General features: G+C 67.8%; 24 protein-coding genes. 6 read left to right on the top strand and 18 right to left on the bottom strand.

Annotated elements, in window-relative coordinates; genetic code table 11:
• Positions 1–2: 2 nt before the first annotated feature.
• The gene (locus DIE23_RS31095) at positions 3–1,109 is read right to left on the bottom strand and encodes an alkene reductase (RefSeq protein WP_124615632.1); all 1,107 of its coding nucleotides are present in this window, start codon (positions 1,107–1,109) and stop codon (positions 3–5) included.
• A 169-nt stretch (positions 1,110–1,278) separates the two neighbouring features.
• Between DIE23_RS31095 and DIE23_RS31090 the strand changes: the two genes are divergently transcribed.
• Complete coding sequence (locus tag DIE23_RS31090; RefSeq protein ID WP_124615631.1) at positions 1,279–2,154, top strand: LysR family transcriptional regulator; 876 nt, start codon at positions 1,279–1,281, stop codon at positions 2,152–2,154.
• A gap of 75 nt (positions 2,155–2,229) precedes the next feature.
• On the opposite strand, the gene DIE23_RS31085 is transcribed toward DIE23_RS31090, so the two are convergent.
• From DIE23_RS31085 to DIE23_RS31065, 5 genes are all read right to left on the bottom strand, one after another.
• Positions 2,230–2,898 (bottom strand): lytic transglycosylase domain-containing protein, encoded by a 669-nt coding sequence (locus tag DIE23_RS31085; protein ID WP_124615629.1) that lies wholly within the window; start codon positions 2,896–2,898, stop codon positions 2,230–2,232.
• Between the two features lie 218 nt (positions 2,899–3,116).
• Positions 3,117–3,884: an ABC transporter permease gene (locus DIE23_RS31080; protein WP_124615626.1), complete on the bottom strand. Its 768-nt coding sequence runs from the start codon at positions 3,882–3,884 to the stop codon at positions 3,117–3,119.
• Positions 3,881–4,822, bottom strand: coding sequence for an ABC transporter ATP-binding protein (locus DIE23_RS31075; protein ID WP_124615624.1), 942 nt, complete (start codon positions 4,820–4,822; stop codon positions 3,881–3,883). The genes DIE23_RS31080 and DIE23_RS31075 overlap by 4 nt, the downstream gene beginning before the upstream one ends.
• Entirely contained in the window at positions 4,819–5,997 is a 1,179-nt protein-coding gene (locus DIE23_RS31070) for an ABC transporter permease (protein WP_124615622.1), read from the bottom strand. Before DIE23_RS31070 ends, DIE23_RS31075 begins: the two co-directional genes overlap by 4 nt.
• Positions 5,994–6,917, bottom strand: a complete 924-nt coding sequence (locus DIE23_RS31065) for an ABC transporter substrate-binding protein (protein ID WP_124615620.1) — start codon at positions 6,915–6,917, stop codon at positions 5,994–5,996. The genes DIE23_RS31070 and DIE23_RS31065 overlap by 4 nt, the downstream gene beginning before the upstream one ends.
• A gap of 166 nt (positions 6,918–7,083) precedes the next feature.
• On the opposite strand from DIE23_RS31065, the gene DIE23_RS31060 reads away from it, so the two are divergent.
• Entirely contained in the window at positions 7,084–8,016 is a 933-nt protein-coding gene (locus DIE23_RS31060; RefSeq protein WP_124615619.1) for a 2-hydroxyacid dehydrogenase, read from the top strand.
• Positions 8,017–8,228: 212 nt separating this feature from the next.
• The gene (locus DIE23_RS31055) at positions 8,229–9,491 is read left to right on the top strand and encodes a Zn-dependent hydrolase (protein ID WP_124615618.1); all 1,263 of its coding nucleotides are present in this window, start codon (positions 8,229–8,231) and stop codon (positions 9,489–9,491) included.
• 151 nt (positions 9,492–9,642) lie between these two features.
• On the opposite strand, the gene DIE23_RS31050 is transcribed toward DIE23_RS31055, so the two are convergent.
• The 3 genes from DIE23_RS31050 to DIE23_RS31040 form a co-directional block, all read right to left on the bottom strand.
• Positions 9,643–11,592: a Xaa-Pro dipeptidyl-peptidase gene (locus DIE23_RS31050; RefSeq protein ID WP_124615617.1), complete on the bottom strand. Its 1,950-nt coding sequence runs from the start codon at positions 11,590–11,592 to the stop codon at positions 9,643–9,645.
• Positions 11,593–11,970: 378 nt separating this feature from the next.
• Positions 11,971–12,159 carry a hypothetical protein gene (locus DIE23_RS31045; protein ID WP_124615616.1) on the bottom strand — a complete coding sequence of 63 codons (189 nt, stop codon included), beginning with the start codon at positions 12,157–12,159 and terminating at the stop codon, positions 11,971–11,973.
• A 20-nt stretch (positions 12,160–12,179) separates the two neighbouring features.
• Complete coding sequence (locus tag DIE23_RS31040) at positions 12,180–12,518, bottom strand: helix-turn-helix transcriptional regulator (RefSeq protein WP_044844401.1); 339 nt, start codon at positions 12,516–12,518, stop codon at positions 12,180–12,182.
• A gap of 78 nt (positions 12,519–12,596) precedes the next feature.
• Here DIE23_RS31040 and DIE23_RS31035 point away from each other — a divergent pair, with 78 nt between their 5' ends.
• Positions 12,597–13,502: a hypothetical protein gene (locus DIE23_RS31035; protein ID WP_124615615.1), complete on the top strand. Its 906-nt coding sequence runs from the start codon at positions 12,597–12,599 to the stop codon at positions 13,500–13,502.
• A 279-nt stretch (positions 13,503–13,781) separates the two neighbouring features.
• Positions 13,782–14,012 (top strand): hypothetical protein, encoded by a 231-nt coding sequence (locus DIE23_RS31025; RefSeq protein WP_124615613.1) that lies wholly within the window; start codon positions 13,782–13,784, stop codon positions 14,010–14,012.
• Positions 14,013–14,233: 221 nt separating this feature from the next.
• Here DIE23_RS31025 and DIE23_RS31020 read toward each other — a convergent pair whose 3' ends face one another.
• The 7 genes from DIE23_RS31020 to DIE23_RS30990 all read right to left on the bottom strand — a co-directional run bounded on the left by DIE23_RS31020 (position 14,234) and on the right by DIE23_RS30990 (position 19,868).
• The gene (locus DIE23_RS31020; RefSeq protein ID WP_124615612.1) at positions 14,234–15,241 is read right to left on the bottom strand and encodes an aldo/keto reductase; all 1,008 of its coding nucleotides are present in this window, start codon (positions 15,239–15,241) and stop codon (positions 14,234–14,236) included.
• A 74-nt stretch (positions 15,242–15,315) separates the two neighbouring features.
• Positions 15,316–15,642, bottom strand: a complete 327-nt coding sequence (locus tag DIE23_RS31015; protein ID WP_059466882.1) for a carboxymuconolactone decarboxylase family protein — start codon at positions 15,640–15,642, stop codon at positions 15,316–15,318.
• Between the two features lie 96 nt (positions 15,643–15,738).
• A complete protein-coding gene (locus DIE23_RS31010; protein ID WP_124615611.1) occupies positions 15,739–16,638 on the bottom strand; it encodes a LysR family transcriptional regulator in 900 nt (299 codons plus the stop codon).
• A 127-nt stretch (positions 16,639–16,765) separates the two neighbouring features.
• Positions 16,766–17,614, bottom strand: a complete 849-nt coding sequence (locus DIE23_RS31005) for an alpha/beta hydrolase family protein (protein WP_185646572.1) — start codon at positions 17,612–17,614, stop codon at positions 16,766–16,768.
• 146 nt (positions 17,615–17,760) lie between these two features.
• A complete protein-coding gene (locus DIE23_RS31000; RefSeq protein ID WP_124615609.1) occupies positions 17,761–18,492 on the bottom strand; it encodes an alpha/beta fold hydrolase in 732 nt (243 codons plus the stop codon).
• Positions 18,489–19,295 (bottom strand): DinB family protein, encoded by an 807-nt coding sequence (locus tag DIE23_RS30995; RefSeq protein ID WP_124615608.1) that lies wholly within the window; start codon positions 19,293–19,295, stop codon positions 18,489–18,491. Before DIE23_RS30995 ends, DIE23_RS31000 begins: the two co-directional genes overlap by 4 nt.
• Positions 19,296–19,436: 141 nt before the next feature.
• Positions 19,437–19,868 carry a YciI family protein gene (locus tag DIE23_RS30990; protein ID WP_124615607.1) on the bottom strand — a complete coding sequence of 144 codons (432 nt, stop codon included), beginning with the start codon at positions 19,866–19,868 and terminating at the stop codon, positions 19,437–19,439.
• A gap of 271 nt (positions 19,869–20,139) precedes the next feature.
• On the opposite strand from DIE23_RS30990, the gene DIE23_RS30980 reads away from it, so the two are divergent.
• Positions 20,140–20,370 carry a hypothetical protein gene (locus DIE23_RS30980; RefSeq protein WP_124615605.1) on the top strand — a complete coding sequence of 77 codons (231 nt, stop codon included), beginning with the start codon at positions 20,140–20,142 and terminating at the stop codon, positions 20,368–20,370.
• Between the two features lie 42 nt (positions 20,371–20,412).
• On the opposite strand, the gene DIE23_RS30975 is transcribed toward DIE23_RS30980, so the two are convergent.
• On the bottom strand, positions 20,413–21,114 hold the full coding sequence (locus tag DIE23_RS30975; protein WP_124615604.1) for an MBL fold metallo-hydrolase: 702 nt from the start codon (positions 21,112–21,114) through the stop codon (positions 20,413–20,415).
• A gap of 146 nt (positions 21,115–21,260) precedes the next feature.
• Complete coding sequence (locus DIE23_RS30970; protein ID WP_124615603.1) at positions 21,261–22,031, bottom strand: ABC transporter permease; 771 nt, start codon at positions 22,029–22,031, stop codon at positions 21,261–21,263.
• Position 22,032 lies beyond the last annotated feature (1 nt).

Here is a 22,032-nt window from a genome sequence, read left to right as displayed (position 1 = left end):
GCTTATGCCGTGCCGCTCAGCGCCGGATAATCGACATAGCCGCGCGCATCGCCGCCGAAGAACGTCTCGCGCCGCGCGTCGTTCATCGGCGCGCCCGTCTTCACGCGCGTCACGAAATCCGGATTGGCGAGCACCATCTGGCCGTACGCTTCGAGATCGGCGAGACCCGATGCCACATCGGTACCGATCGCGTCGCGCGTGCGCCCCGGGCGGTTCAGGATCAACGTGCCGCGCCAGCGCGCCCGCAGGTCCGCGAGCAGCGATTCGTCGCCCTGGTGCATCACGTGCAGGTAGGCGAGGCCGAACGCATCGAGCTGCGTCGCCAGGTAGCGGTACAGCTCGGCGCTTTCCGGACCTTCGTCGATCCCCCACAGCGTGGTGCCGGGCGACAGGCGGATCGCCGTGCGATCCGCGCCGATCTCGTCGGCGATCGCGGCCGCAACTTCGATCGCGAAGCGTGCGCGATTCTCGATCGATCCGCCGTATTCGTCGGTGCGCGTGTTGGCGTTCGGCGCGAAGAACTGCTGGACCAGATACCCGTTCGCACCGTGAATCTCGACGCCGTCGGCGCCGGACTCGATCGCGCGTCGCGCGGCGAAGCGGAAGTCGTTCACCGTGTCGCGCACCTCGGCCGTCGTCAGTGCGCGCGGCGCCGGAATCTCCTGCATGCCCGTCGCCGTGAACATCGGCACGCCCGGTGCGATCGCCGACGGCGCGACGCCCTGCCTGTGATGCGGCGTGTTGTCGGGATGCGACATGCGGCCCACGTGCATCAGCTGGATGAACAGGCGGCCGCCGCGCGCATGCACGTCGGCGCTGATCGTCTTCCAGCCGGCGACATGCGTGTCGGTATAGATGCCCGGCGTCGTCAGGTAGCCCTGGCCATCGTCCGACGGCTGCGTGCCCTCGGTGACGATCAGCCCGAGGCCCGCGCGTTGCGCGTAGTACTCCGCGGCCCATGCGCCGGGCGTGCCGTCGAGCGCGGCGCGGCTGCGCGTCATCGGCGCCATCACGAGGCGGTTGTCGAGCATGTACCGGCCGACGCGGACCGGGGCGAACAGTTGCGGCGTGTCCTGGCCGGCAGGGGCCGGAACGAACAGTTGTTTCATCACGTTTTCCTCATCGAAGTTCGGGATGCGCCACCGGGGCGATGCCGCATCGGGCGGCGGCCGCGCGCGTTGCGCCGGCCTCGCCTCCACGTCTGCATCATCCATTGCTTCCTTTTCGAGATAAACCGGGTATCGTGGAGATCATTGATCCATTGGTGGAGCAGTCAGCATGGAACTGCTGAACGACATGGCGCTGTTCGTGGAGGTCGTGAAGGCGCACGGCTTTCGCAGTGCCGCCCAGACGCTGGGGATGCCGAATTCGACGCTGTCAAGGCGGATCGGCGCGCTGGAAAAGGCGATCGGCCTGCGGTTGCTGCATCGCACGACGCGCCGGATCGAGCTCACGGAAGCCGGGCAGCTGTACTTCGAGCGCTGCAAGCGCATCGTCGACGAGGCGCGGCTCGCGCACGAGCAGCTCGGCGGGCTGCTGGCCGAACCGTCCGGCGTGCTGCGCGCGTCGTTTCCGGTCGATTTCGCGGTGATCTACCTGACGCCGCTGATCGTCGAATTCGCGGAACGGTATCCGAAGCTGACGTTCGATTTCGAGCTGACGTCGCGGCGCGTCGACCTGGTGAGCGAGCCGTTCGACGTCGCGATCCGCATCGGCGAATCCGCGGACTCGCAGCTCGTCGCGCGGCGGCTCGCGACGTTCCGCGGCAACCTGTATGCGTCGCCACGCTATCTCGAACGCTCGGGCGAGCCGCTCGAACCAGGCGACCTGACGCGCCATCAGTGCCTGAGCGTGCAACGCGTCACCGCGTGGACGCTGCGTCGCGGCGAGCGCACGATCGACGTGCCGGTGGGCGGGCGGTTCGTCGTGAACAGCGTCGGCATGAACCGGCAACTGGCCGTGCACGACGCGGGGATCATCCAGTTGCCGGCGGAAGTGGTGGCCGACGACGTGGTCGCCGGCCGGCTGCGCCGCGTGCTGCCGGAATGGGAGGGCACCCCGGTGCCCATCTATGCGATGACCGAAACGCGTTTGCTGCCCGCGAAAACGCAGCATTTCATCGAATTTCTGCGCGCGCATTTCGCACGCGAGTGAGGGGTGGTGTGTGCCGTCGTGCGTCCCGCCGCTTCAGGACCCGCATGGACGCGCGGCGCGTAGCGTGCGGCGCGCTTACTTCGCGTTGCGGCTCGCGGCGGGCGCCGCGGTCGACGGATCGCTGACCGGCACCATGCGCGCGTTCGTATCGTTCGCGCCTTTCGCGCCGTCTTCGGGTTCGAGCACGAAGCGGAACGCGTCGACCCGCTGCATCACTTTCGCTGCATACGCATTCGACCCGCCATAGCTCCTCAGCCCGGCCTGCACGTTGCCGCCGGCCGCACGCACGTAGCCCGACAGGATCTTGGAGCCGGCTTCGACGTTCGCATTCGGCTCGGTCAGGTCCTTCACTTCGCGCAGCATGCCGCGGTGCGCGGAAGGCACGACCTGCATCAGCCCGGTCGCGCCATGCTGGCCGCGCGCCTTTTCCTGGAAGCGCGATTCGATCGAGATAATGGCGTAAACGAGTGCCGGAGGCAGCGAATATTTCGTCGCAGTGACGCTCACGATGTCGGCGAGCTTCGCGGCGCGCTCCTTCGCGACGCCGAATTTCTTCGTCAGGTAGGACGTGATGCGGCGGTTTTCTTCGTTTGGCTGATCGTTCGCGAGTGGCGCGGACGCTTCGATCGGTGCGGATGCGGCCGCTGCGGGCGCGGAGGCAGGCAGTGCGGGCGCCTGCTGCGCCGAGGCCTGTTGCGCAATGCCGAGCGAAAGCACGATCAGCCAGAGAAACCGTCGTCGCATGGTGGAGTGCGGGGAAATGAGAGGCGCATAGTATATCGGCCAATTATCGTGCGCGTTCGAGCGCAGGCTCGAATGAAAGCACGATGTAGGCTTGTATCGATGCGCGCGGGGCGGAGACGGGATCGTTGCACGAACACGCATCGGAGTCCGGAGGAAGCGCAGCTGGATTTTTTCTCGCGCCCCTTTTTCACCCGCGAAGCAGCGGCTGCAGGTGCGTGCTACGCCCGCCGCGCGCTCGCCACCCGCGCAAGCGCACCGATCCCATCGCTGACCAGCACCGCGAGCAGCCCGACGATCACGCCGCCCTGCAGCACGAACGCGGTGTTCGACGTCTGCAGGCCCGCGATGATCACGTCGCCGAGCCCGCGCGCGGCGACCGTCGACCCGATCGTCGCGGTGCCGAGATTGATCACGACCGCGAGCCGGATGCCGTTCACGATCACCGGGAACGCGAGCGGCAGCTCGACCGACACGAGTTGCTGCCAGCCGCTCATCCCCATCCCGCGCGCGGCGTCGACGACGTCGCGCGGCACGTCCTCGAGCCCCGCGATCGTACTCTCGAAAATCGGCAGGAGCCCGTACAGTACGAGCGCGATCAGCACGGGTTTCAACCCGAAGCCGACGGCCGGCACGGCGAGCGCGAGCACGGCGACTGGGGGAAAGGTCTGGCCGATGTCGACGACGCTGCGCGCGACCGGCAGGAAATCCGCGCCCGACGGCCGCGTGACCGCGATGCCGGCAGCGACTGCGACGATCGTGCCGATCAGGCTCGACAGCGCGACGGTGCCGAGATGCGCGAGCGTGAGGTCGAGCAGGCTCGCGCGATCGTAGATGACCGGCGCGCCGTTGTCCGCGAACGGCGCGAACACGCCCTGCAGCCACGCGGGGCGCAACAGCAGCACGAGCAGCAGCGCGAGCGCGGCCGCACGCGCGACTTGCGCGGGCAGCCGCTGCGGCAGGGGCGAACGCGCGAACCGCGTCGTCATGCGGGCTTCCTCGCATGCGCGCGGATTGCGTCGAGCGTGATACGACGCGTCGCGTCACGACCGTTGCCGTCGTCGACGGGCAATGCATCGGCCCCGCGCCACAGCAACTCGGACACCGCATCGCGCAGCGTGCGCGTCGCGGCGATCGCTTCGCCGTCGGCGTGACCGGGTTCGGCCACCGCGTCGATCGATGTCAGCGCGAGCAGGCGCAGCGGCCGGTCGACGCCGGCGACGAGCTGCTCGACGACACCTGCGGCCGGCTTGCCGAGAATCTCGGCCGGCGACGCGACCTGCAGCAGCCGGCCGGCGTCCATCACCGCGATCGTGTCGCCGAGCTTCAGCGCTTCCTCGATATCGTGGGTGACGATCACGACCGTGATGCCGAGGCGGCGCTGCAGCGCGTACAGGTCGTCCTGCGCCTTGTTGCGGATGATCGGATCGAGCGCGCCGAACGGCTCGTCCATCAGCAGCATCGCGGGCTCGGCCGCGAGCGCGCGCGCGACGCCGACGCGCTGCTGCTGGCCGCCCGACAGTTCGTGCGGCAGCTTGTCCGCGAACTCGGACGGCGCGAGATGAAACAGTTCGAGCAGTTCGCGCACGCGCGCGTCGATGCGCGCGGCCGGCCAGCCGAGCAGGCGTGGCACGGTCGCGATATTGCGCGCGACGCTCCAGTGCGGGAACAGCCCGTGCCCCTGGATCACGTAGCCGATGCGCCGCCGCAGTTGCTCGGGCGGCACGCTCGCGGTGTCGACGCCGTCGATGCGGATCGTGCCGTTGGTCGGCGCGATCAGCCGGTTGATCATGCGCAGCAGCGTCGACTTGCCGCTGCCCGACGCGCCGACGAGCGCGGTGATCGTGCCTTGCTTCATCGTCATCGATACGTCGTCGACGGCGACGACATCGCCGAAGCGTTTGCCGATGTGTTCGATCTCGATCATGCAGTACGTCCCTTCGCGAGCGCGGTCGCGGCTTCGAACACGACGGCGGCCGCCAGCGCGAGCGCGATCGTCGGGATCGCGCCGAGCAGCACGAGATCGGCGGCCGATTGCCCGATCCCCTGGAAGATGAAGGTGCCGAACCCGCCACCGCCGATCAGCGCGGCGACCGCGGTCAGGCCGATGTTCTGCACGAGCACGATGCGCACGCCGCTCAGGATCACCGGCAGCGCGAGCACGAGATCGACGCGCAGCAGCCGCTGCGCGCGCGTCATGCCCATCGCGCGGGCCGCTTCGGTCACGTGCGGCGGCACCTGCTCGAGCCCGACCACGACGCTCGACGCGATCGGCAGCAGCGAGTAGAGGAACAGCGCGAGCACGGCCGGCGCGACGCCGATCCCGCGGATGCCGAGCGCGGCCGCGAGCGGCACGTGCGCGGCGAGCAGGCCGAGCGGCGCCATCATCAGCCCGTACATCGCGATGCTCGGGATCGTCTGCACGATATTGAGCACCGGCATCACGACGGTGCGCACCGGTGCGATTCGCGCGCACGCGATGCCGAGCGGCAAGCCCGCGACGAGCGCGGCCGCGACCGAGCCGCCCGCGAGCGCGACGTGCCGGGTGGCCTCGCGCCAGAAGTCGTCGCCGCGCACCGCGTATTCGCGCATCACGGACAGGCCGTCCCACCAGCCGCTCGCGAGCGGCAGCGATATCGCTGCAATAGCGACCGCGAGCGCGACGAGGCGTCGCCACGGGCCGAATGCGAGCCGCGCGAGCGCGTCGGCGACGAGTACGGCCCACGCGAACAGCAGCAGCCAGACGCCTGCCGCGGGCGACACGCGTGCGAGCATGTCGTCGGGTGCGACGGCGTGCGTCGCGGCCGCACCGACCGCGTAGGCCAGCGTCGCGAGCCACGTGCAGCCGGCCGCGAGCCGCCACGCGGGGCGGCTCGCCGTCATCGCCCACAACGCGCCGACGATCCACAGCGCGGCGAGCGCGGCCCCCTGCACGGCGGGCAGCGCGGCGAATACGGACAACCCCGTGCCGGCCGCGATGCGGTTCGGCCGCAGCACCATGAACGGCATGCCGAACACGGCAACGATCGTCAGGACACCGATCAGGATACCGACCTTGTCGAGCGTGATGCGCCGCGCGGACGCCACCGCGCGACCCGTCACTTAACGAAGCCCTTCGACTTCAGGTAGCTCTTGGCGACGCCGGCCGCCGGCTCGCCGTTGATCTGGATCCGCGCGTTCAGCGTCTGCAGCGTCTTCAGGTCGAGGCTCGCGAACACGGGCTTCAGGAAGTCGGCGATTTGCGGATGGGCCTTCAGCACGGCTTCGCGAATCACCGGCGTCGGCGCATAGACGGGTTGCACGTGCTTGTCGTCGTCGAGCACGAAGAGGCCGCTCGATGCGATCCCGCCGTCGGTGCCGTATACCATCGCCGCGTTCACGCCGTCGGTCTGATTCGCGGCGGCCTTGATCGTCGCGGCCGTGTCGCCGCCCGACAGCACGACGAGCTGGTCGGGTTTCAGCTTGAAGCCGTATGCCTTCTCGAACGACGGCAGCGCGGAGGCGCTGTTCACGAATTCGGCCGACGCCGCGAGCTTCAGCTTGCCGCCGCCCGCGATCCACTTGCCGAAGTCGGAGAAGGTCTTCAGGTGCTGCGCTTGCGCGATCGGCGCGAGCACGGCGACGCCCCACGTGTTGTTCGCCGGCGCCGGCGTCAGCCAGACGAGATGGTTCGCCGCGTAGTCGAGCTTCTTCGCGGTGTCGTAGCCCTGGCTCGCGTTTTTCCACACGGGGTCGTCGGCCTTGTTGAAGAAGAACGCCGCGTTGCCCGTGTATTCGGGGTAGACGTCGATCTCGCCGCTCGTGAGCGCCTTGCGCACGATCGGTGTCGTGCCGAGCGCGATCTTTTCGGTGACGGGGATGCCGTGGGCCTTCAGCACCTGTGCGATGACGTTGCCGAGCAGGTTGCCTTCGGTGTCGATCTTCGACGACACCACGACGGGCGTGTCGGCGTGTGCGCCGGGTGCGACGACAGCGGCGGCGAACGCGAGGCCCAGGATCCGGGCGGGCAGGGCGAGCTTCATACGGGCCAATCTCCAGGACGGGGGCGTACGCCGAAAGTTACTTGACTGAGCCGGCTTTGGCAAACCGCGTGCGGCGCCACGTCCACAGCACGCGTGGGGGTAACCCGCACGCGTTACGCGCCGTTGTTACACTGGAATGCATTCCCGCCTGCGGACGCTTGCTGACATGAAGCCCGAGCTGCTGGTCCTTATCGCGCTGCGCGGCGACGCGCACCGCCAGATCGCCGCGTCGTACGACGTGTATTACGCCTCGACCGCCGACGCACGCGAGCGCGCGATCGCCGCACATGGCCGCACGATTCGCGCGGTGCTGACCAATGGCAGCACGGGCCTCACCGCCGCCGAGATCGATCGTCTTCCGCAGCTGACGTTCGTCAGCGCGCTCGGCGCCGGCTACGAGCACATCGACGTCGCCCATGCGAAGGCGCGCGGCATCACCGTGGTGACGGGCGCGGGCACCAACGACGATTGCGTCGCCGATCACGCATTCGCGCTGCTGCTCGCCGTGGTCCGCAACGTCGTGCAGCTCGATGCGAAGACCCGCGCGGGCGTATGGCGCGACGCGCTGCAGATGCCGCCGAACGTATCGGGCAAGCGGCTTGGCATCGTCGGGCTCGGCAAGATCGGCGAGAAGTGCGCGCGTCGCGCGGCCGGCTTCGACATCGAGATCGGTTATCACAACCGTGCGCCGAAGGATGGCGTTTCATATCGCTATTTCGACCGAATCGACGCAGTGGCGGAATGGGCGGATTTCCTGATCGTCGCGACGCCGGGCGGTGCGGGCACGCGCCACCTGATCGATCGCACGGTGCTCGATGCGCTCGGCGCCGACGGGTTTCTCGTCAACGTGTCGCGCGGCAGCGTTGTCGATACCGCTGCTCTGGCGGATGCGCTGCGCGAACGGCGCATCGCGGGCGCGGGGCTGGACGTGTACGAAGGCGAGCCGGAGCCGCCGCGCGCGTTGACGGACCTCGACAACATCGTGCTCACGCCGCACATGGGCGGCTGGTCGCCGGAGGCGCTCGATCGCTCGGTGCAGCAGTTTCTCGACAATGCCGCGCGGCATTTTGCGGGGGAGCCGGTGCTGACGCCGGTTTGACGGGCGCCGGTGTGGCACGGGGGCAAGGTATGAAAGCCGCGGCACCAAGATGAACCGGCACGTATTTATCCGCAACTGACGCGGCAAGACGAGAAAAAATTGCGCGGCGGGCGCGAATTGAGAGCCGAATTATCGATCCGGCTGAAATAACATTTCATCCCATCAAGTCCGGCGATTGGCCGGATGCGTAGCGCCCATGATGGAGACGATCGATGAATACCCCCGCCGCACCGCTGCCGGCGCTCGAGCTGGATGGAGCGCTTCTTCTCGACCAACTGCGACGACTCGGCGAGATCGGTGCCGATCCCGAAGCCGGCGGCCGGACCCGCATCGCGCTGACGGACGACGAGCGGGCCGGGCGCGACCTCGTCGTCGAATGGATGCGCGAGCTCGACCTCGACATTCAGGTCGACCGGATCGGCAACGTGTTCGGCACGTTGCGTTCCGCATCCGACGACGGCAGCGAGCGGCCGCTGATGATGGGCTCGCACATCGACACCGTGACGAACGCGGGCGCGCTCGATGGCTGTTACGGCGTACTCGCCGGTCTCGCCGTCGTGCGCGCATTTCGCCGGGCCGGCATCCGCCCGCGACGTTCGATCACGGTCGGCGTATTCACGAATGAAGAAGGCATTCGCTATCAGCCGGACATGATGGGTTCGCTCGTTCACGCCGGCGGCATGTCGGTCGACGCGGCGCTGGACACGGTGGGCATCGACGGCACGCGCTTCGGCGACGAGCTCGCGCGTATCGGTTATGCCGGCGACCTCGAGCCCGGCGCGATCGTGCCGCACGCGTATCTCGAACTGCACATCGAGCAAGGGCCGATCCTCGAAGCCGAGCAGATCCGCATCGGCGTCGTCGAGAACCTGCAGGGCATTTCATGGCAGCAGGTCACCGTGCAGGGGAATGCGAACCATGCCGGCACGACGCCGATGCATCTGCGCCATGACGCGGGCTGGACGGCGGCGGCCGTCGCGACGTTCTTGCGCGAGCTGACTGTGGCGAGCGGCACGACGCTCGCGACGATCGGCATGCTGCGCATCGAGCCGAACGTCATCAACGTGATTCCGCGCAAGGCCGTATTCACGGTAGATCTGCGCGATCCGGACGAACTGCGCCTGCAGGATGCCGAAAGACGCCTGGCCGAATTCCTCGACAGGGTGGCAGCGGAAGAGGGCGTCCGGATCACGACCGAACGGCTGGTGCGGTTCGAGCCGGTCGTATTCGATGCGGGCCTTGCCGACGAAATCGAGGCGTCGGCGAAGCGGATGGGGTTCTCGCATCGCCGTATGACGTCGGGCGCCGGTCACGACGCACAGATGATCGCACGCATCGCACCGGCCGCGATGATCTTCGTGCCGAGTCGCGGCGGGATCAGCCACAACCCGCGCGAACATACCGACGACGATCAGCTCGTCGACGGCGCGCACGTGTTGCTGGATGTCGTGCTCAGGCGTCTTGCGGCGGGTTGAGACGCGTTGCCGATGAGGAACGGCGCCGCGCGACGGTAAAGCATCGCCGCGTGGCGCCTGCGGTACGTGTTACGCGGCCCCCGGGCGCGTGCGATCGTTCACGACCGCACGCGCATGCGTCGGACAACCGCGCTCGTTTGCGCGGTCCAGGTCAGGACGACACCAGCGGCACCGTCACCGACGTGCCTGCCGGATCGAGCGCGAGACCCGTGCCCGGTGCCGGCCGCAGCGTCGCCTCGTTGTCGCTCGACAGCACGACGAGGCCGAGCTTGTGACCCGCTTCGAGCTTGTAGTCGCGCGGCATGAACGTCAGCTTGAGGTCATACGGCATCCCCGGCAACACGGGTGCCGAGAACCAGTCCGACACGCGGTTGCGCGGATCGGTCCATGCCCGCGAGACGATCGTCGCCGTGCCGTCCGGCGCGCGGTCGACCAGCAGCGCCGTCACGTTCGCGATACCGGTGAAGGTCAGCCGCACGCGGGCGGTCGCGGTGCCGGACAGGCGCGTCGCGGCCGTGAACGGCGCCGTCTCGAAGCGGCCGCGATGCTCGCCGGTCGTTGCGTTCGCCAGTGTGAGCGCGGGAATCGACGCATCGTCGGTGAAACGCGCGAGCGGGCCGCCGCTCGGCATCCGCAACAGCGTGCCGGTGCCCGTGCCATCGCCGCCCGCGAAATACGCGACCGGCGTGGCGCGCCGCGCGGCCCAGTCGGCTTCCTTCAGCAGCGTGCCGTCGGCCTGCTCGACCACCGCGCGCGGATCGCGTTCGACGCCATTGTCGACGCCGATCAGATAGCGCGTGAACCAGCGGTTCACCTCGGCGGTCCATGCGTCGGCCATCGCCGGTACGCGGGTCGGGTCGGTGTGCTTCAGGCGATGCAGCCACAGCTGCGTCGGCACGCCCTGACGCCGCATCGCGAGATACCACGACGTCGACTGGTCGACACGCACGTTGTCGTCGGTCAGCCCCTGCGCGACGAGTGCCGGCGCGACCGCGTGCGCGGTCGGGATGTCGCGCGCGGCCCAGAACGGCGAATAGTCGCCCGTCTTGCGGTCTTCCTGCTGCAGCGCTTCGTCGATCAGGTGCGTGCAGCGCTCCGGATGTGCATTCGTCAGCAGCGCCTTGATATAGACGTCGACGTCCTCGCCCTGATAGCCCTCCGGCGCGCGAACGAGGCCGCCCGAGCGGTAGTAGCCGTACATGTTCGACAGCCCGGCGATCGGCACGATCGCGTCGAGCCCGCGTGTGCGCAGGCTCGCGACCATCTTCGGCAGCGTGCCGTCGTACGACACGCCGTACATGCCGACGTGGCCCGTCGACCAGCTCGCGACGACTGCCTTGCCGTTCGCATCCTTCGCGGTTGCATCACGGCCGAGCCAGCGGATCACCGATGCCATCGCGACGGATTCGTCGCGCGTGAGGATCGTCGGGCAGCCGTCGGAGCCGGCGGTGCCGAGCGAATCCGCATAGACGATCGTGAAGCCGCGCGGCACGAAGTAGCTTTCGATCCATGAACGGCCGGCCGCGGCCGCCTCGAGCTGCTGCAGCATCCGTACTTGCGGTATCGCGGCCATGATGCGGGCGGATGCGGCGCCGGCGGCCGCTGCCGCGGGATGCGCCGTGCCGTCGAGTTCGACGTCGACGTCGTGGTTGGGGCTGTCGGCGAGCCCCGCGTAGTACGGGCTCGCGAGCACGATGACCGGCGTGCGGGCGCCGCTCGCGGTTTCGGACGGGCGCACGATGCGCACATGGATGCGGTCGTGCGTGCCGTCGCCGTCGGAATCGACCGACGTGTCGACCCACGCGTTTTCCTCGATCGTGCCGCCCGACAGCGACGGCTGTACCTGGCCGTTGCTGATCACCGGTTTGTAGCGTCCGCCGCTGGCCGGATTCGCGTACGGGACACCCGACGGCGACATGCGCGCTTGTGCGTTGGCCGCCGATTCGGCGCCGTCGTCCTGTTGATCCTGGCCCTGGGCTTGCGCGAGTGCGGATACGCCCGCGACGCTGCCGCCGTCGTCACCGCCGCATGCGGCGAGCGTCGCGGCCGCGACGAGCGCGGGCAGCCATGCGCGACGCGATCCTCTGAGATGAATTTGCATTGCCGACCTCGTTCTTTTGATTGTGTGTGGATACGACCGGTCCGCGATACGCCCCCTGCGGGCCGGGCCGATTACTGCATTCGACGAAGAGGAAACTGCACCATCAGGACAACGGCAGCGCCGCGAGTCATGAAGGACTGCAAATCAAATGTGCGCGTGCCGCGCGTCCTTCCAGATGAAACGGAACGACATCATTCGATGAGGCGGAGATGTTGCGAGCTGCGGTGCTGCGCTGCAGAAAAACACGACGCGACGCGCGTGCGGCGACGGAATGAAACGGATCGGCGGTTTCGGCCGCGCCGCGCATCGTGATGGCTTGCCGGTTCGCGTTTGCTTTCCGGAAGCTTGCGCAAAAGTTATCTCAGTGAAAACGGCGTGTCAAACTTTTTTAACCTTAGGCAAATTAAGTTTCGACGTGTTGCCGATGCGGGGGTGGGTGGTGCGATTGCGTCGCACGTGTTCGGCGGCACGCTGAGCGTTGCTTCGCGTCGCATCGCCCGATGCAAAACGGGCGATGACGAATCGCATTCGCCACCGCCCGCCGGGTGCTTTCAGTCTTCCTTCCATTCATGAACGCCTGCGCGCCGTTACCCGTCGTCGGCCTTCGCCTGCAGATCCTTCAACCCCTGAATCACGACCAGCAGCGCGCGCCCGTGCTCGTCGGAGCCGTCCCACGCGTCGACGATCGCGTCGCGCAGCAGGTCGTTGTAGCGGCGGCGCGCCGGGCCGGTATCGACACCGTAGAAACTGCATAGCTTGTTGAATGGCGCGCTGCGCCGCAGCCGATGCCCGTTCGACAGCCGCAGGCGCGACACGGTCGGCTGGCTGACCCCGGAAAGCCGCGCAATTTCGCTGGACGAGCGTGTGTCCGCCATCAGACGGCGTAACAGGTCTTGTACAGGAAAATCGTGATCCGGGGCTTCCATGCGATGCATTATACCTATACAGTTACGGTTGCTGAATGGGCTTGCTGTCACCAGCGAGGCTGTATCCCGAGAAAGTTGATGACACTGAAACACCTCCCTCCCACGTTCTGCTGGGCGAAGATCGGTACCGAGTCCGGCGAGGAACTGCCGACCGTCGTGCTCCGCAAGGAATGGGAGCGCCGGCTCGGAGGCGGGCGTTTTCTGTGGGGCATCAACCAGCCGCTCGGCAGCGGCGCGCAAGTCGCCGCGCATCGCACGGGCTCGCTGCTCGCGCTGTTTTCGCCGGTCGCGTCGCGCACGCGGCCGGGCGAGCGCAGGCGCGAGGACGCGCTGTTATGGAATGCGTGGGTCGACGCCAGCGGCCAGGTGCGGCCGCTGCCGCCGCACACGTTCATCGCGAGCCGTTCGACGCTGCCGTCGGGCCGGCGTCGCGAACAGCACTACGCGCTCGTCTGCGCATCGTCCACCGCGCTGACGGTCGGCACGCAACTGCGCGTGTTCCCCGATCACCTGCGCAGCGTGAGCACGGGCCAGCCGCTCGGCGTCGCGCAGGGCGCGGCCGTGGTCGACTGCATCGGGCGTGCGAAGGAACAAACCGGCAAGAGCTATCCGCTCGCGCTGTCGGTCGAACTCGAGGCGCCGTATTTCGTGCGGCTCGCGCAGCCGTGCGTGCTGAAGGCGCGCGATCTCGCCGAGGTGAACAAGGCGACGCGCGCCGGCGATTTCGACCGATTCGTCGAACTGGTCGCGCGATTGCGCGGAAAGTCGCCGACGGATGCCGTGCGCGGCGTCACGCGCGACCTGTTCGACGTGCCGCCGCTCGAAACGGCGGCCGCCTACGTCGCGCCCACGCATGTCGCTCGACTGCGCAGCCGGCCAGCGGCCGAGCATCCGCGCGAGCCCACCGGCGATCTGTTCGATCTGTCGCCCGGCGAAGCGGCCGCATTCGGCGGTCTCGCGCATCCGCGCATCGGGCGCGCATGACGTTCGCGCCGCTCATGCGCGGCGCGTGACGCGAAGCAGGGCAACTGAATGCGCGTGCAACGACACGCATGAGGGTTGTCGCCATCTCGGCGCGCGCAAGAATTTGTTGCAATCTCGCCATGGCGGATCGGCGAGTGTGGAGCGACAATCGCCACGAAGCGTGCCACGCGATGGCCGTGCGTCGACAAGCTGCTTGCCGTCGTTCACGCCGCCGACATGCGCACCACGCACACTGGGCGTCGGCTTGCTTCACACCGCAACCCTGAGGGAGAAGTGTCGATGTCGACCCACATCTGTTCGCGGGAAGCCCGGGCCGCGCAACGCTTCGTCGAAGCGACGCGCAACGTCGACCAGGCGTTTCGCGCCGTGCGCGGGGATAGCGACGACGACATCTCGTCGGCCGAATATGCACTTGCGATGTCGCGCCTCGATCGCGCGCTTGACGAGCTGGCGCGTGCGCAGGAATTCTTCGATCGCGTGGTGAGCGCCGACGCGGCGCACGACAACTGAATTCGCGGCTTCTGCTTTCACTTCCGCCGCTGTCGTTTTTCGTTTTGTTTTTTGCCGCGTCGCTCGACGCCCGGCGCGCCGACATACCGACGTACCGACGACGTCCCAACTTGCCGGGCGATAGCATCCGGCATGTCAGTCATTGATCCTCCGCGAACCCGCCATCGCTCCCGTCGCGTCATGCCGGCGGGCAGCGTGTATCCGGCTTCAGCAGACGAACATCACACCTTCCGCCCTTCGACCGGATAGCCGGGATCCGTATAACCGTGCGTCGACGCATGTCCCGGCGGCACCAGCGAATCGACGAAGCGCTCGTCGTCGGGGCCGAGTTCGAGCGTCAGCGCATCGATGTAGCTGTCCCAGTGCGCCTCGGTGCGCGGGCCGGCGATCGTCGAGCTGACGATCCGGTTCTTCATCACCCAGGCAAGCGCGAACGCGACCGACGTCGTGCCGCGCGCGGCCGCGTGCTCGGCCACCTGCCGCGCGATGTGCAGCGACTCGGGCCGCCATTCCGTCTGCTGGATGCGCCGGTCGCCGCGGCCCGCGCGTGAATCGGCGGGCGGTTGCGCGCCCGGCGCGTACTTGCCGGTCAGCACGCCGCGCGCGAGCGGGCTGTACGGGACGACACCGATGCCGTAATGCGCGGCCGCCGGCAACTGTTCGACTTCGGCCGTGCGATCGACGAGGTTGTACAGCGGTTCGCTCGCCACCGGACGATCGATGCCGAGCTGGTCGGCGAGGCGCACGATTTCGGCGAGGCGCCAGCCCTTGAAGTTCGACAGTCCCACATAGCGCACCTTGCCCTGCCGGATCAGGTCGGCCACCGCACGCATCCCTTCCTCGAGCGGCGCATCGGTCAGCGTGCGATGGAAATACAGGATGTCGATGTAATCGGTGCCAAGCCGTTTCAGGCTCGCGTCGACCGATTCGTAGATCCATTTGCGCGACTGGCCCTGACGATTCGGCCCGGCGTCCGGTCCGGCCGGAAAGCCGAACTTCGTCGCGACGACCCAACTGTCGCGATGCCGCGCGATCGCTCGGCCGACGATTTCTTCCGAGCGTCCGGCGTGATACACGTCGGCCGTGTCGATGAAGTTGATGCCCTGGTCGAATGCCTTGTCGATGATGCGCGTCGATGTCGCTTCGTCGGTCTCGCCGCCGAACATCATCGCGCCGAGACACAGCGGCGACACTTTCAGCGCGCTGCGCCCGAGATAGCGGTAATCCATGGTGAGGCTCCATGCGGGCGAGCGCCCGCGTCGGTTGAAGTCGATTGAATCGACGCGCGGGTCGGATGCGGCGCTCACACGCCTGCTTCGTCGAACACGCGCTTCGCGATCGGCAACGCCGAGCTCGCGGTCGGCCAGCCCGAGTAGAACGCGAGGTGCGTGATCGCTTCGATCAACTCGTCGCGCGTGATGCCGTTGTCGAGCGCCTTCTTCAGATGGAACGGCAACTCGTTCACGCGATACAGTGCAACGAGGCTCGCGACCGTGATCAGGCTGCGATCGCGCGGCGACAGGCCGGGGCGCTGCCACACGTCGCCGAACAGCACGTTGTCGGTGTAGTCGGCGAGGGCCGGCGCGATCGCGCCGAAGGCCTGGCGCGCGGCGGAAGTCGGTTCGGACATCGAGGGCTCCGGAGGACGTGGAAGACATCGACGATGGTAGCCACCGACGCGCTTATCGATAATCCCCAGGAATGCGCATGCACTTATCGAACCGGCTCATGAATGGCCGGAGTGGCGCAGCGCGTCGACGATCAGCGCGAACGCGCGCGACGATTGCCGTCGGCTCGCGTAGTACAGATGATGGCCCGGAAACGTCGGACACCAGTCGTCGAGCACGCTGACGAGCCTGCCGGCGGCGACGTGCGGCGCGGCGAGTTCGGCCGGCACGTAGGCCAGGCCGTAGCCGGCGAGCGCCGCATCGAGTATTTCGTAGGTGCCGTTGAACGTGACCTGGCCGTCGACACGCACCTGCAGCGTGTCGTCGCCGCGCGCGAGTTCCCACGCGTACAGCGCGCCGTGCGTCGGCAGGCGCAGGTTGATGCAGTCGTGCGCGACGAGATCCTGCGGCGTCGCGGGCCGTTCGCGTTCCTCGAAATACGCGGGCGCGCCGACGATCGCCATTTTCAGGTCGGGCGAGATACGGACCGCGATCATGTCCTTCGCGACCTGGTCGCCAAGCCGCACGCCGATGTCGAAGCGTTCCGCGACGATGTCCGACAGCCCGTAGTCGGTCACGAACTCGACCTTCAGGTCGCGGTAGTCGCGCAGGATCGGCGACAGCTTCGGCCACAGCAGCGTGCGGATCACGTAGTCGGTCGCGTTGATGCGCACGGTGCCGGCCGGTTTGTCGCGCAGCTCGGCGAGCGCGGACAGTTCGGCCTCGATTTCGTCGAAGCGCGGCGCGAGGTTGAGCAACAGGCGCTCGCCGGCTTCGGTCGGCGCCACACTGCGCGTCGTGCGCATGAGCAATCGCACGCCGAGACGCGTCTCGAGCGAGCGGATCGTATGGCTGAGTGCGGATTGCGACACGCCGAGCCGGGCGGCCGCACGCGTGAAGCTGCGCTCGCGCGCGACGGCGATGAAGGCCAGCAGGTCCGCAAAGTTGTCGCGCGGCATGGAGGAAGTCGGGTGGTCGATGCCTGCGCATCCTACCATCGGGCCCGTCGCGCGATGCGGCGGCGTAAGGGCCGGCAGTGCGGCGCGCGTCACGCCGGGCGCGGCGCGCGACGCGGGTGTGCGGATCCTACGCGTAGCCGCCGTGCTGGAACGACGTCGCGAAGAACTGCATCTGGTAGCGGATCGCATGCGCCCAGTAGTCCCACGTGTGACCGCCTGGACGCTCGGCATAGTCATGCGGCACACCGAGTGCGACGAGTCGTTGATGCAGCGTGCGGTTCGAGCCGACGAACGAGTCGTCGCGGCCGCAGTCGATCGTCAGGTCGAGATGCGCCCGGACGAACGCGCGCGCGCTTTCGACGATCGCGTTGCGATTCCAGAACGACGGATGGCGGCCGGGATCGCCGAACACGTGGTCGATGCCGGGCTCGTCTTCGCAGCAGCGCGGATCGACCGCGCCGCTGATGCTGCCGACCGCGCCGAACGTGTCGGGCCGGTCGAGCGCGATGCGCAGGGAGCCGAAACCGCCCATGCTGAGCCCGGTGATCGCGCGCGCGCCCTTGGCAGCGATCGTTCTGAAATGGGTGTCGACATAGGACACGACTTCGTCGCCGACGAAGGTTTCGTAGCGGCTGCCCGAGTCGAACGGGCTGTCGATGTACCAGCTTTCGTGTCCGCCGTCGGGCATCACCAGGATCACGTGATAGCGATCGGCCAGCGCGGCGATTCGCGTGTTCGCGGTCCAGTCGGTGTGGTCACCGCCGGAGCCGTGCAGCAGGTAGACGACCGGAAAGCGCTCGACGCTGCGTTCCGGGCCGTGGTGGAGGCGTGCATAGTCGTCGGGCAGCACGACGGTCGCCTTCAGCGTCTGGTTCATCGCCGCGCTCGGGATCGCGACGACCCGCGACTGAAAGGCGAGGGCCGGGCCCGCGACGGCGAGCAGCAGCAGTAGCCAGAACGTGCGTACCAGGTCCATGGAGCCTCGCATGTGTCGTTTCCGTTCGGCAGTCGGGCATCGGGAAAACCCTGTTGGTTGACTCTAGCAACCGCGCCTTTCAGCCAAATTTCGGCGAATCCTACGAGTTGTCAGGTGGCCGGCGCGCAGCCTGGCGGCCGCACGCGTCAGCCGAGACGGCGCGCGAGCGCCTCCCGGAACGCGGCGGGCTGCTCGGCCGGTATCAGATGCCCGCAGCCGCCGATCGTGTCGAAACCGGCACAGCGCGCGAGCGCCCAGTCCGGCACATGCCAGCCCGCCCGCGAGCGTTCGCCCGCGACGAGCCACACCGGATGGCGCTCGAATACTTCAGCGAGCGCTTGCAGGTAGCCGGGTTCGCCCGTCGTCGCGACGACCGAGTGTCCCATCGCGCGCAGCGTCGACGCCGGCTGATGCGCGAGCCAGCGGCGCGCGTCGTCGAGCTGGCGCGGCGACGGATCGTCGATCGCGCCGCGCAGCCAGCCGGGCGGATCGCCGCGCAGGCCGTCGAGCATCGCATCGGCTTGCGCGGGCGACATGCGGCCGATCGACGCCGACCAGAACGCATCGTCGAGCGTGAAGTTGCCTTCGACGTTGACGATCCGGCGCACGTGCGCCGGATGCGCATGGGCGAACAGCATCGCGATCGCGCCGCCGACCGAGTGACCGACGATATCGACCGGCTGCGCGCCGTAGTGCGTGTCGACGGCCTGCCGCAGATGCTCGACCTGCGCGGCGAGCGTGATTGCGTCGAACGGCGTGCCGCGATGGATGCCATAGCCGAGCAGGTCGGGGGCGAGATGCGGGCCGGGCCATTCGGGCACGTCGAACGTGCCGATGAAACCGTGGATGAAGACGACGGGGGTGGTTGACTGGCTCATTGGGCGTTCGATGAGGGAAGGGGCGGCAATTCGAGTTCGGCGAGCAGTTCGTCGAGCTCGAGCACGTGCGTGCGGTCGTGGTCGAGCAGTTCGCGCACGAGTTCGTCGAGCGACATCCGGCGGATGCCGTCGCGCAATCCGCAGCGCGAGAGTTCCGGCGGTTGCAGCGCGGCGGCCGTCGCGCACAGCGCGGCGCGTCCGGTGCGGAATGCCGCGAGCGCGTCGTCGAGCGGCTGTGCCAGATAGTCGCGCTGCGCGGCGAGCGCGGTCCCGTCGACGGACGCGATCACCGGAAGCGCGTGCGTGCGCACGACATCGATGCGTTCGGCGAACACCGCGTCGAGGTCGCGCAGGTGGCATGCATGTTCGACCAGCGAGAAGCCCGTGCCGGCCGGGCGGCGCGTGACGAGCGCGGCGGGAATCTTAGCGGCATACGCGGCGATCCGCGCAGGCACCGCGGCCAGGGCGGCGACGACGCCGGCGAACGGCAGCACCTGCGGATATGCGCTGAATACCGCGCCGTAGCTGAACAGCGCGCCGCCGATCCGGCCGCGTGCCTGCACGACGTCGTGTCCGTGGCGGCGCATCACGTCGGCGACCATCGCGCCGCAGAATTGCCGGGCGGTCGTGTCGGCTTCGATTTCGGGGAATTTGCGCGCGATCTCGTGCTGGATCGCGCCGATCGCGGCGACGCCGACACGCGACAGCGCCGCGAATTCGGCATAGCGCTCGGGCTGCGCGATCAGCGCCTCGAGCTGCGCGCCGAGCGGCGTCGCGCGAAAACGGTCGAAACGGGAATGCATGACGACAAGGCCTCGCCAAGTAACGTAGCAAAACGATACGTTACTCGGCGAGGCGCCGTCAATTCCCGTCAATCGATTTGTTCGGAGGATTCGGCCGGGGCGCCCGCGTCGATCCCGCGGCGGCGCCCCGGCCGAGCCGGCTCATGCGCCGTGCTTGCCCTCCATCTCCGCGCGCAGCCGCGCTTCCTGTTCCTGCAGCTCCGGTGTGAATGCCTCGCCGAAGTCCTCGGGCGAGAAGATCTGGCGGATCTCGATGTCCGATTCGGTCGGCATCGGATTCGGGCAGCGCTTGACCCATTCGACGGCCTCTTCCATCGAATTCACCTGCCACAACCAGTAGCCGGCGATCAGTTCCTTGGTCTCGGCGAACGGGCCGTCGATGACGGTCCGGTCCTTGCCGGAGAAATGCACGCGCTTGCCGCGCGAACTCGGGTGCAGCCCTTCGCCGGCGAGCATCACGCCGGCCTTCACGAGCTCCTCGTTGTACTGGCCCATCGCGGCCAGCAGTTCGGTATCGGGCATCGCGCCCGATTCGGAAGAGGCCGTTGCCTTGACGATCACCATGACGCGCATTGTTGCTGCTCCTTGAAAGGGAAAGAGGGCATCCGCAATCGGCCGGCCGTGCGGACGGCAAAACGATCGGTTACGACACTACGACGGGCGACGAGCGCGCGAATCGACATCGCGCGCAAAAAATCTTGACGACCGATGACGCGGCGGACGGCAGCCGCGGCCTGGCGCGCAAGACGACCGATTCCAGTGCAGATCGATCGTGCGGCGGCGCGCCGGAGCCGCCGGTCAAAACTGGTATGCTGATCAGCAATACGTTCATGTGGAGGGCGCCATGGCAACGAAGGAAGTCTCGAAGAAAAAGTACCTGAAGATTCTGAACAAGCGCCTGCGGGCCGAGCCGGATGCGCCGGCCGGCGCGTCGTTCGTGTTCTTTCCGCTCGGTGCGAAGGCGAAGCATGCGACGGGTGTCGTGTCCGGCGAGCCGCGCAGCAAGCGCGAACTCGCGGTGATGGCCGCGATCCAGAGCAAGGCGTCCGCCGAATTCGTCGTGACCGGCGTCTGACCGGCGACCGGCAGCCGGCGGCCGCACGCACCAGCGCGTGCGCTATGCCGCGGCCGCCTCGCAATGGGCGATCACACCGGCGATCACGCGCGGAATGTCGTGCGTGATCGCCGGGCCATGCATCGGCAGGATGATGTCGAGATCAAGCGCCTGGATGCGGCGCAGCGCGCTCGCCAGGTGCGCGAGCGACGGCAGGTAGTCCGAGCGCGTGATCGCGTCGAGGATCGCCGGCAGCGGGTCGTCGGTCTCCTCCCTGCCGAAGCGCATCAGGATGTCCGACGACAGCAGTGCCTTGTACGCCGGCAGATACACGACGAGCGCATCCCACTGATGCACGTGCTTCGTGTAGACCGGCACGACGTCGATGCCCGACAGTGTCGTCGGCTCGCCGTCCTTCAACGGAATCGCGCGCACGCCGAACACGTCGGCGAGCCCCCATGTACACATTGGATGTCCGTACGCGACGAGCGCCGGGTTGACCGCGAGGAAGTCGGGCAGCGCGCCCATTTCGTCGGCCTCGAAGTGCGGGACGATCACGCTGCTGACCATCGACGGCGCGATGCCGACGGTGTCGAGCGCCGCGCTCAGTTGCGTGAAATTGGAACGGGTGCCCGTTTCGACGCACAGCACGTCGCCGTGCGGCGATCGGACGAAGAACTGGCTGAAGCTCAGGTTCAGCGTGTCGACGTAGGACGTGGCGCGAAACAGGCCGTCTCGGACGGCGTCGATTCGGGAGGCGCTCATCGGGGATCCTCGCGCAGGGAAGGGGGAGCCGCGCCGCCCGCGCACCGTGGGTTGCGGTGCGGCAAACGGCAGCAGTCGATCTTCCGACTCAGTCTAGCAGCGCTGCCCCGGATCCGCGAACGGGGCGACCCCGCGGCCGAGCCGCGTCAGTTCTTCAGCTTGTAGCCGGTGCGGAATATCCACGCGACGATTGCAAGCAGGATCGCGAGGAACAGCGAGGTCGCCGCGAGGCTGATCCCCACGTGCACGTCGGCCAGCCCGTAGAACGACCAGCGGAAGCCGCTGATGAGATAGACGATCGGGTTGAACAGCGTGACGATGCGCCACGCGGGCGGCAGCATGTCGACCGAATAGAAGCTGCCGCCGAGGAACGTGAGCGGCGTGATGATCAGGAGCGGCACGAGCTGCAGCTTCTCGAAGCTGTCGGCCCAGATGCCGATCACGAAGCCGAACAGGCTGAAGGTGATCGACGTCAGCACGAGGAACAGCACCATCCAGAACGGATGCAGGATGTGCAGCGGCACGAACAGGCCGGCCGTCGCGAGGATGATGAGCCCGAGCAGCAATGACTTCGACGCGGCCGCGCCCACGTACGCGATCACGATCTCCCAGTACGACACGGGCGCGGACAATATCTCGTAGATCGTGCCCGTGAAGCGCGGGAAGTAGATGCCGAACGACGCGTTCGAGATGCTCTGCGACAGCAGCGACAGCATCACGAGGCCCGGCACGATGAACGACCCGTAACCGATCCCGTTCACGTCGCTGATGCGCGAGCCGATCGCCGAGCCGAACACGACGAAATACAGCGACGTCGAGATCACCGGCGCGATGATGCTCTGCATCAGCGTGCGGCGCGTGCGGGCCATTTCGGCGCGGTAGATCGCGCGGATGCCGTGGAAATTCCAGTTCGCCATG

This window comes from Burkholderia sp. Bp9143, from assembly GCF_003853645.1.
GTDB lineage: Bacteria > Pseudomonadota > Gammaproteobacteria > Burkholderiales > Burkholderiaceae > Burkholderia.
Note: the sequence above shows the minus strand (reverse complement) of the source record. Positions and strands in the feature narration are given on the sequence as shown.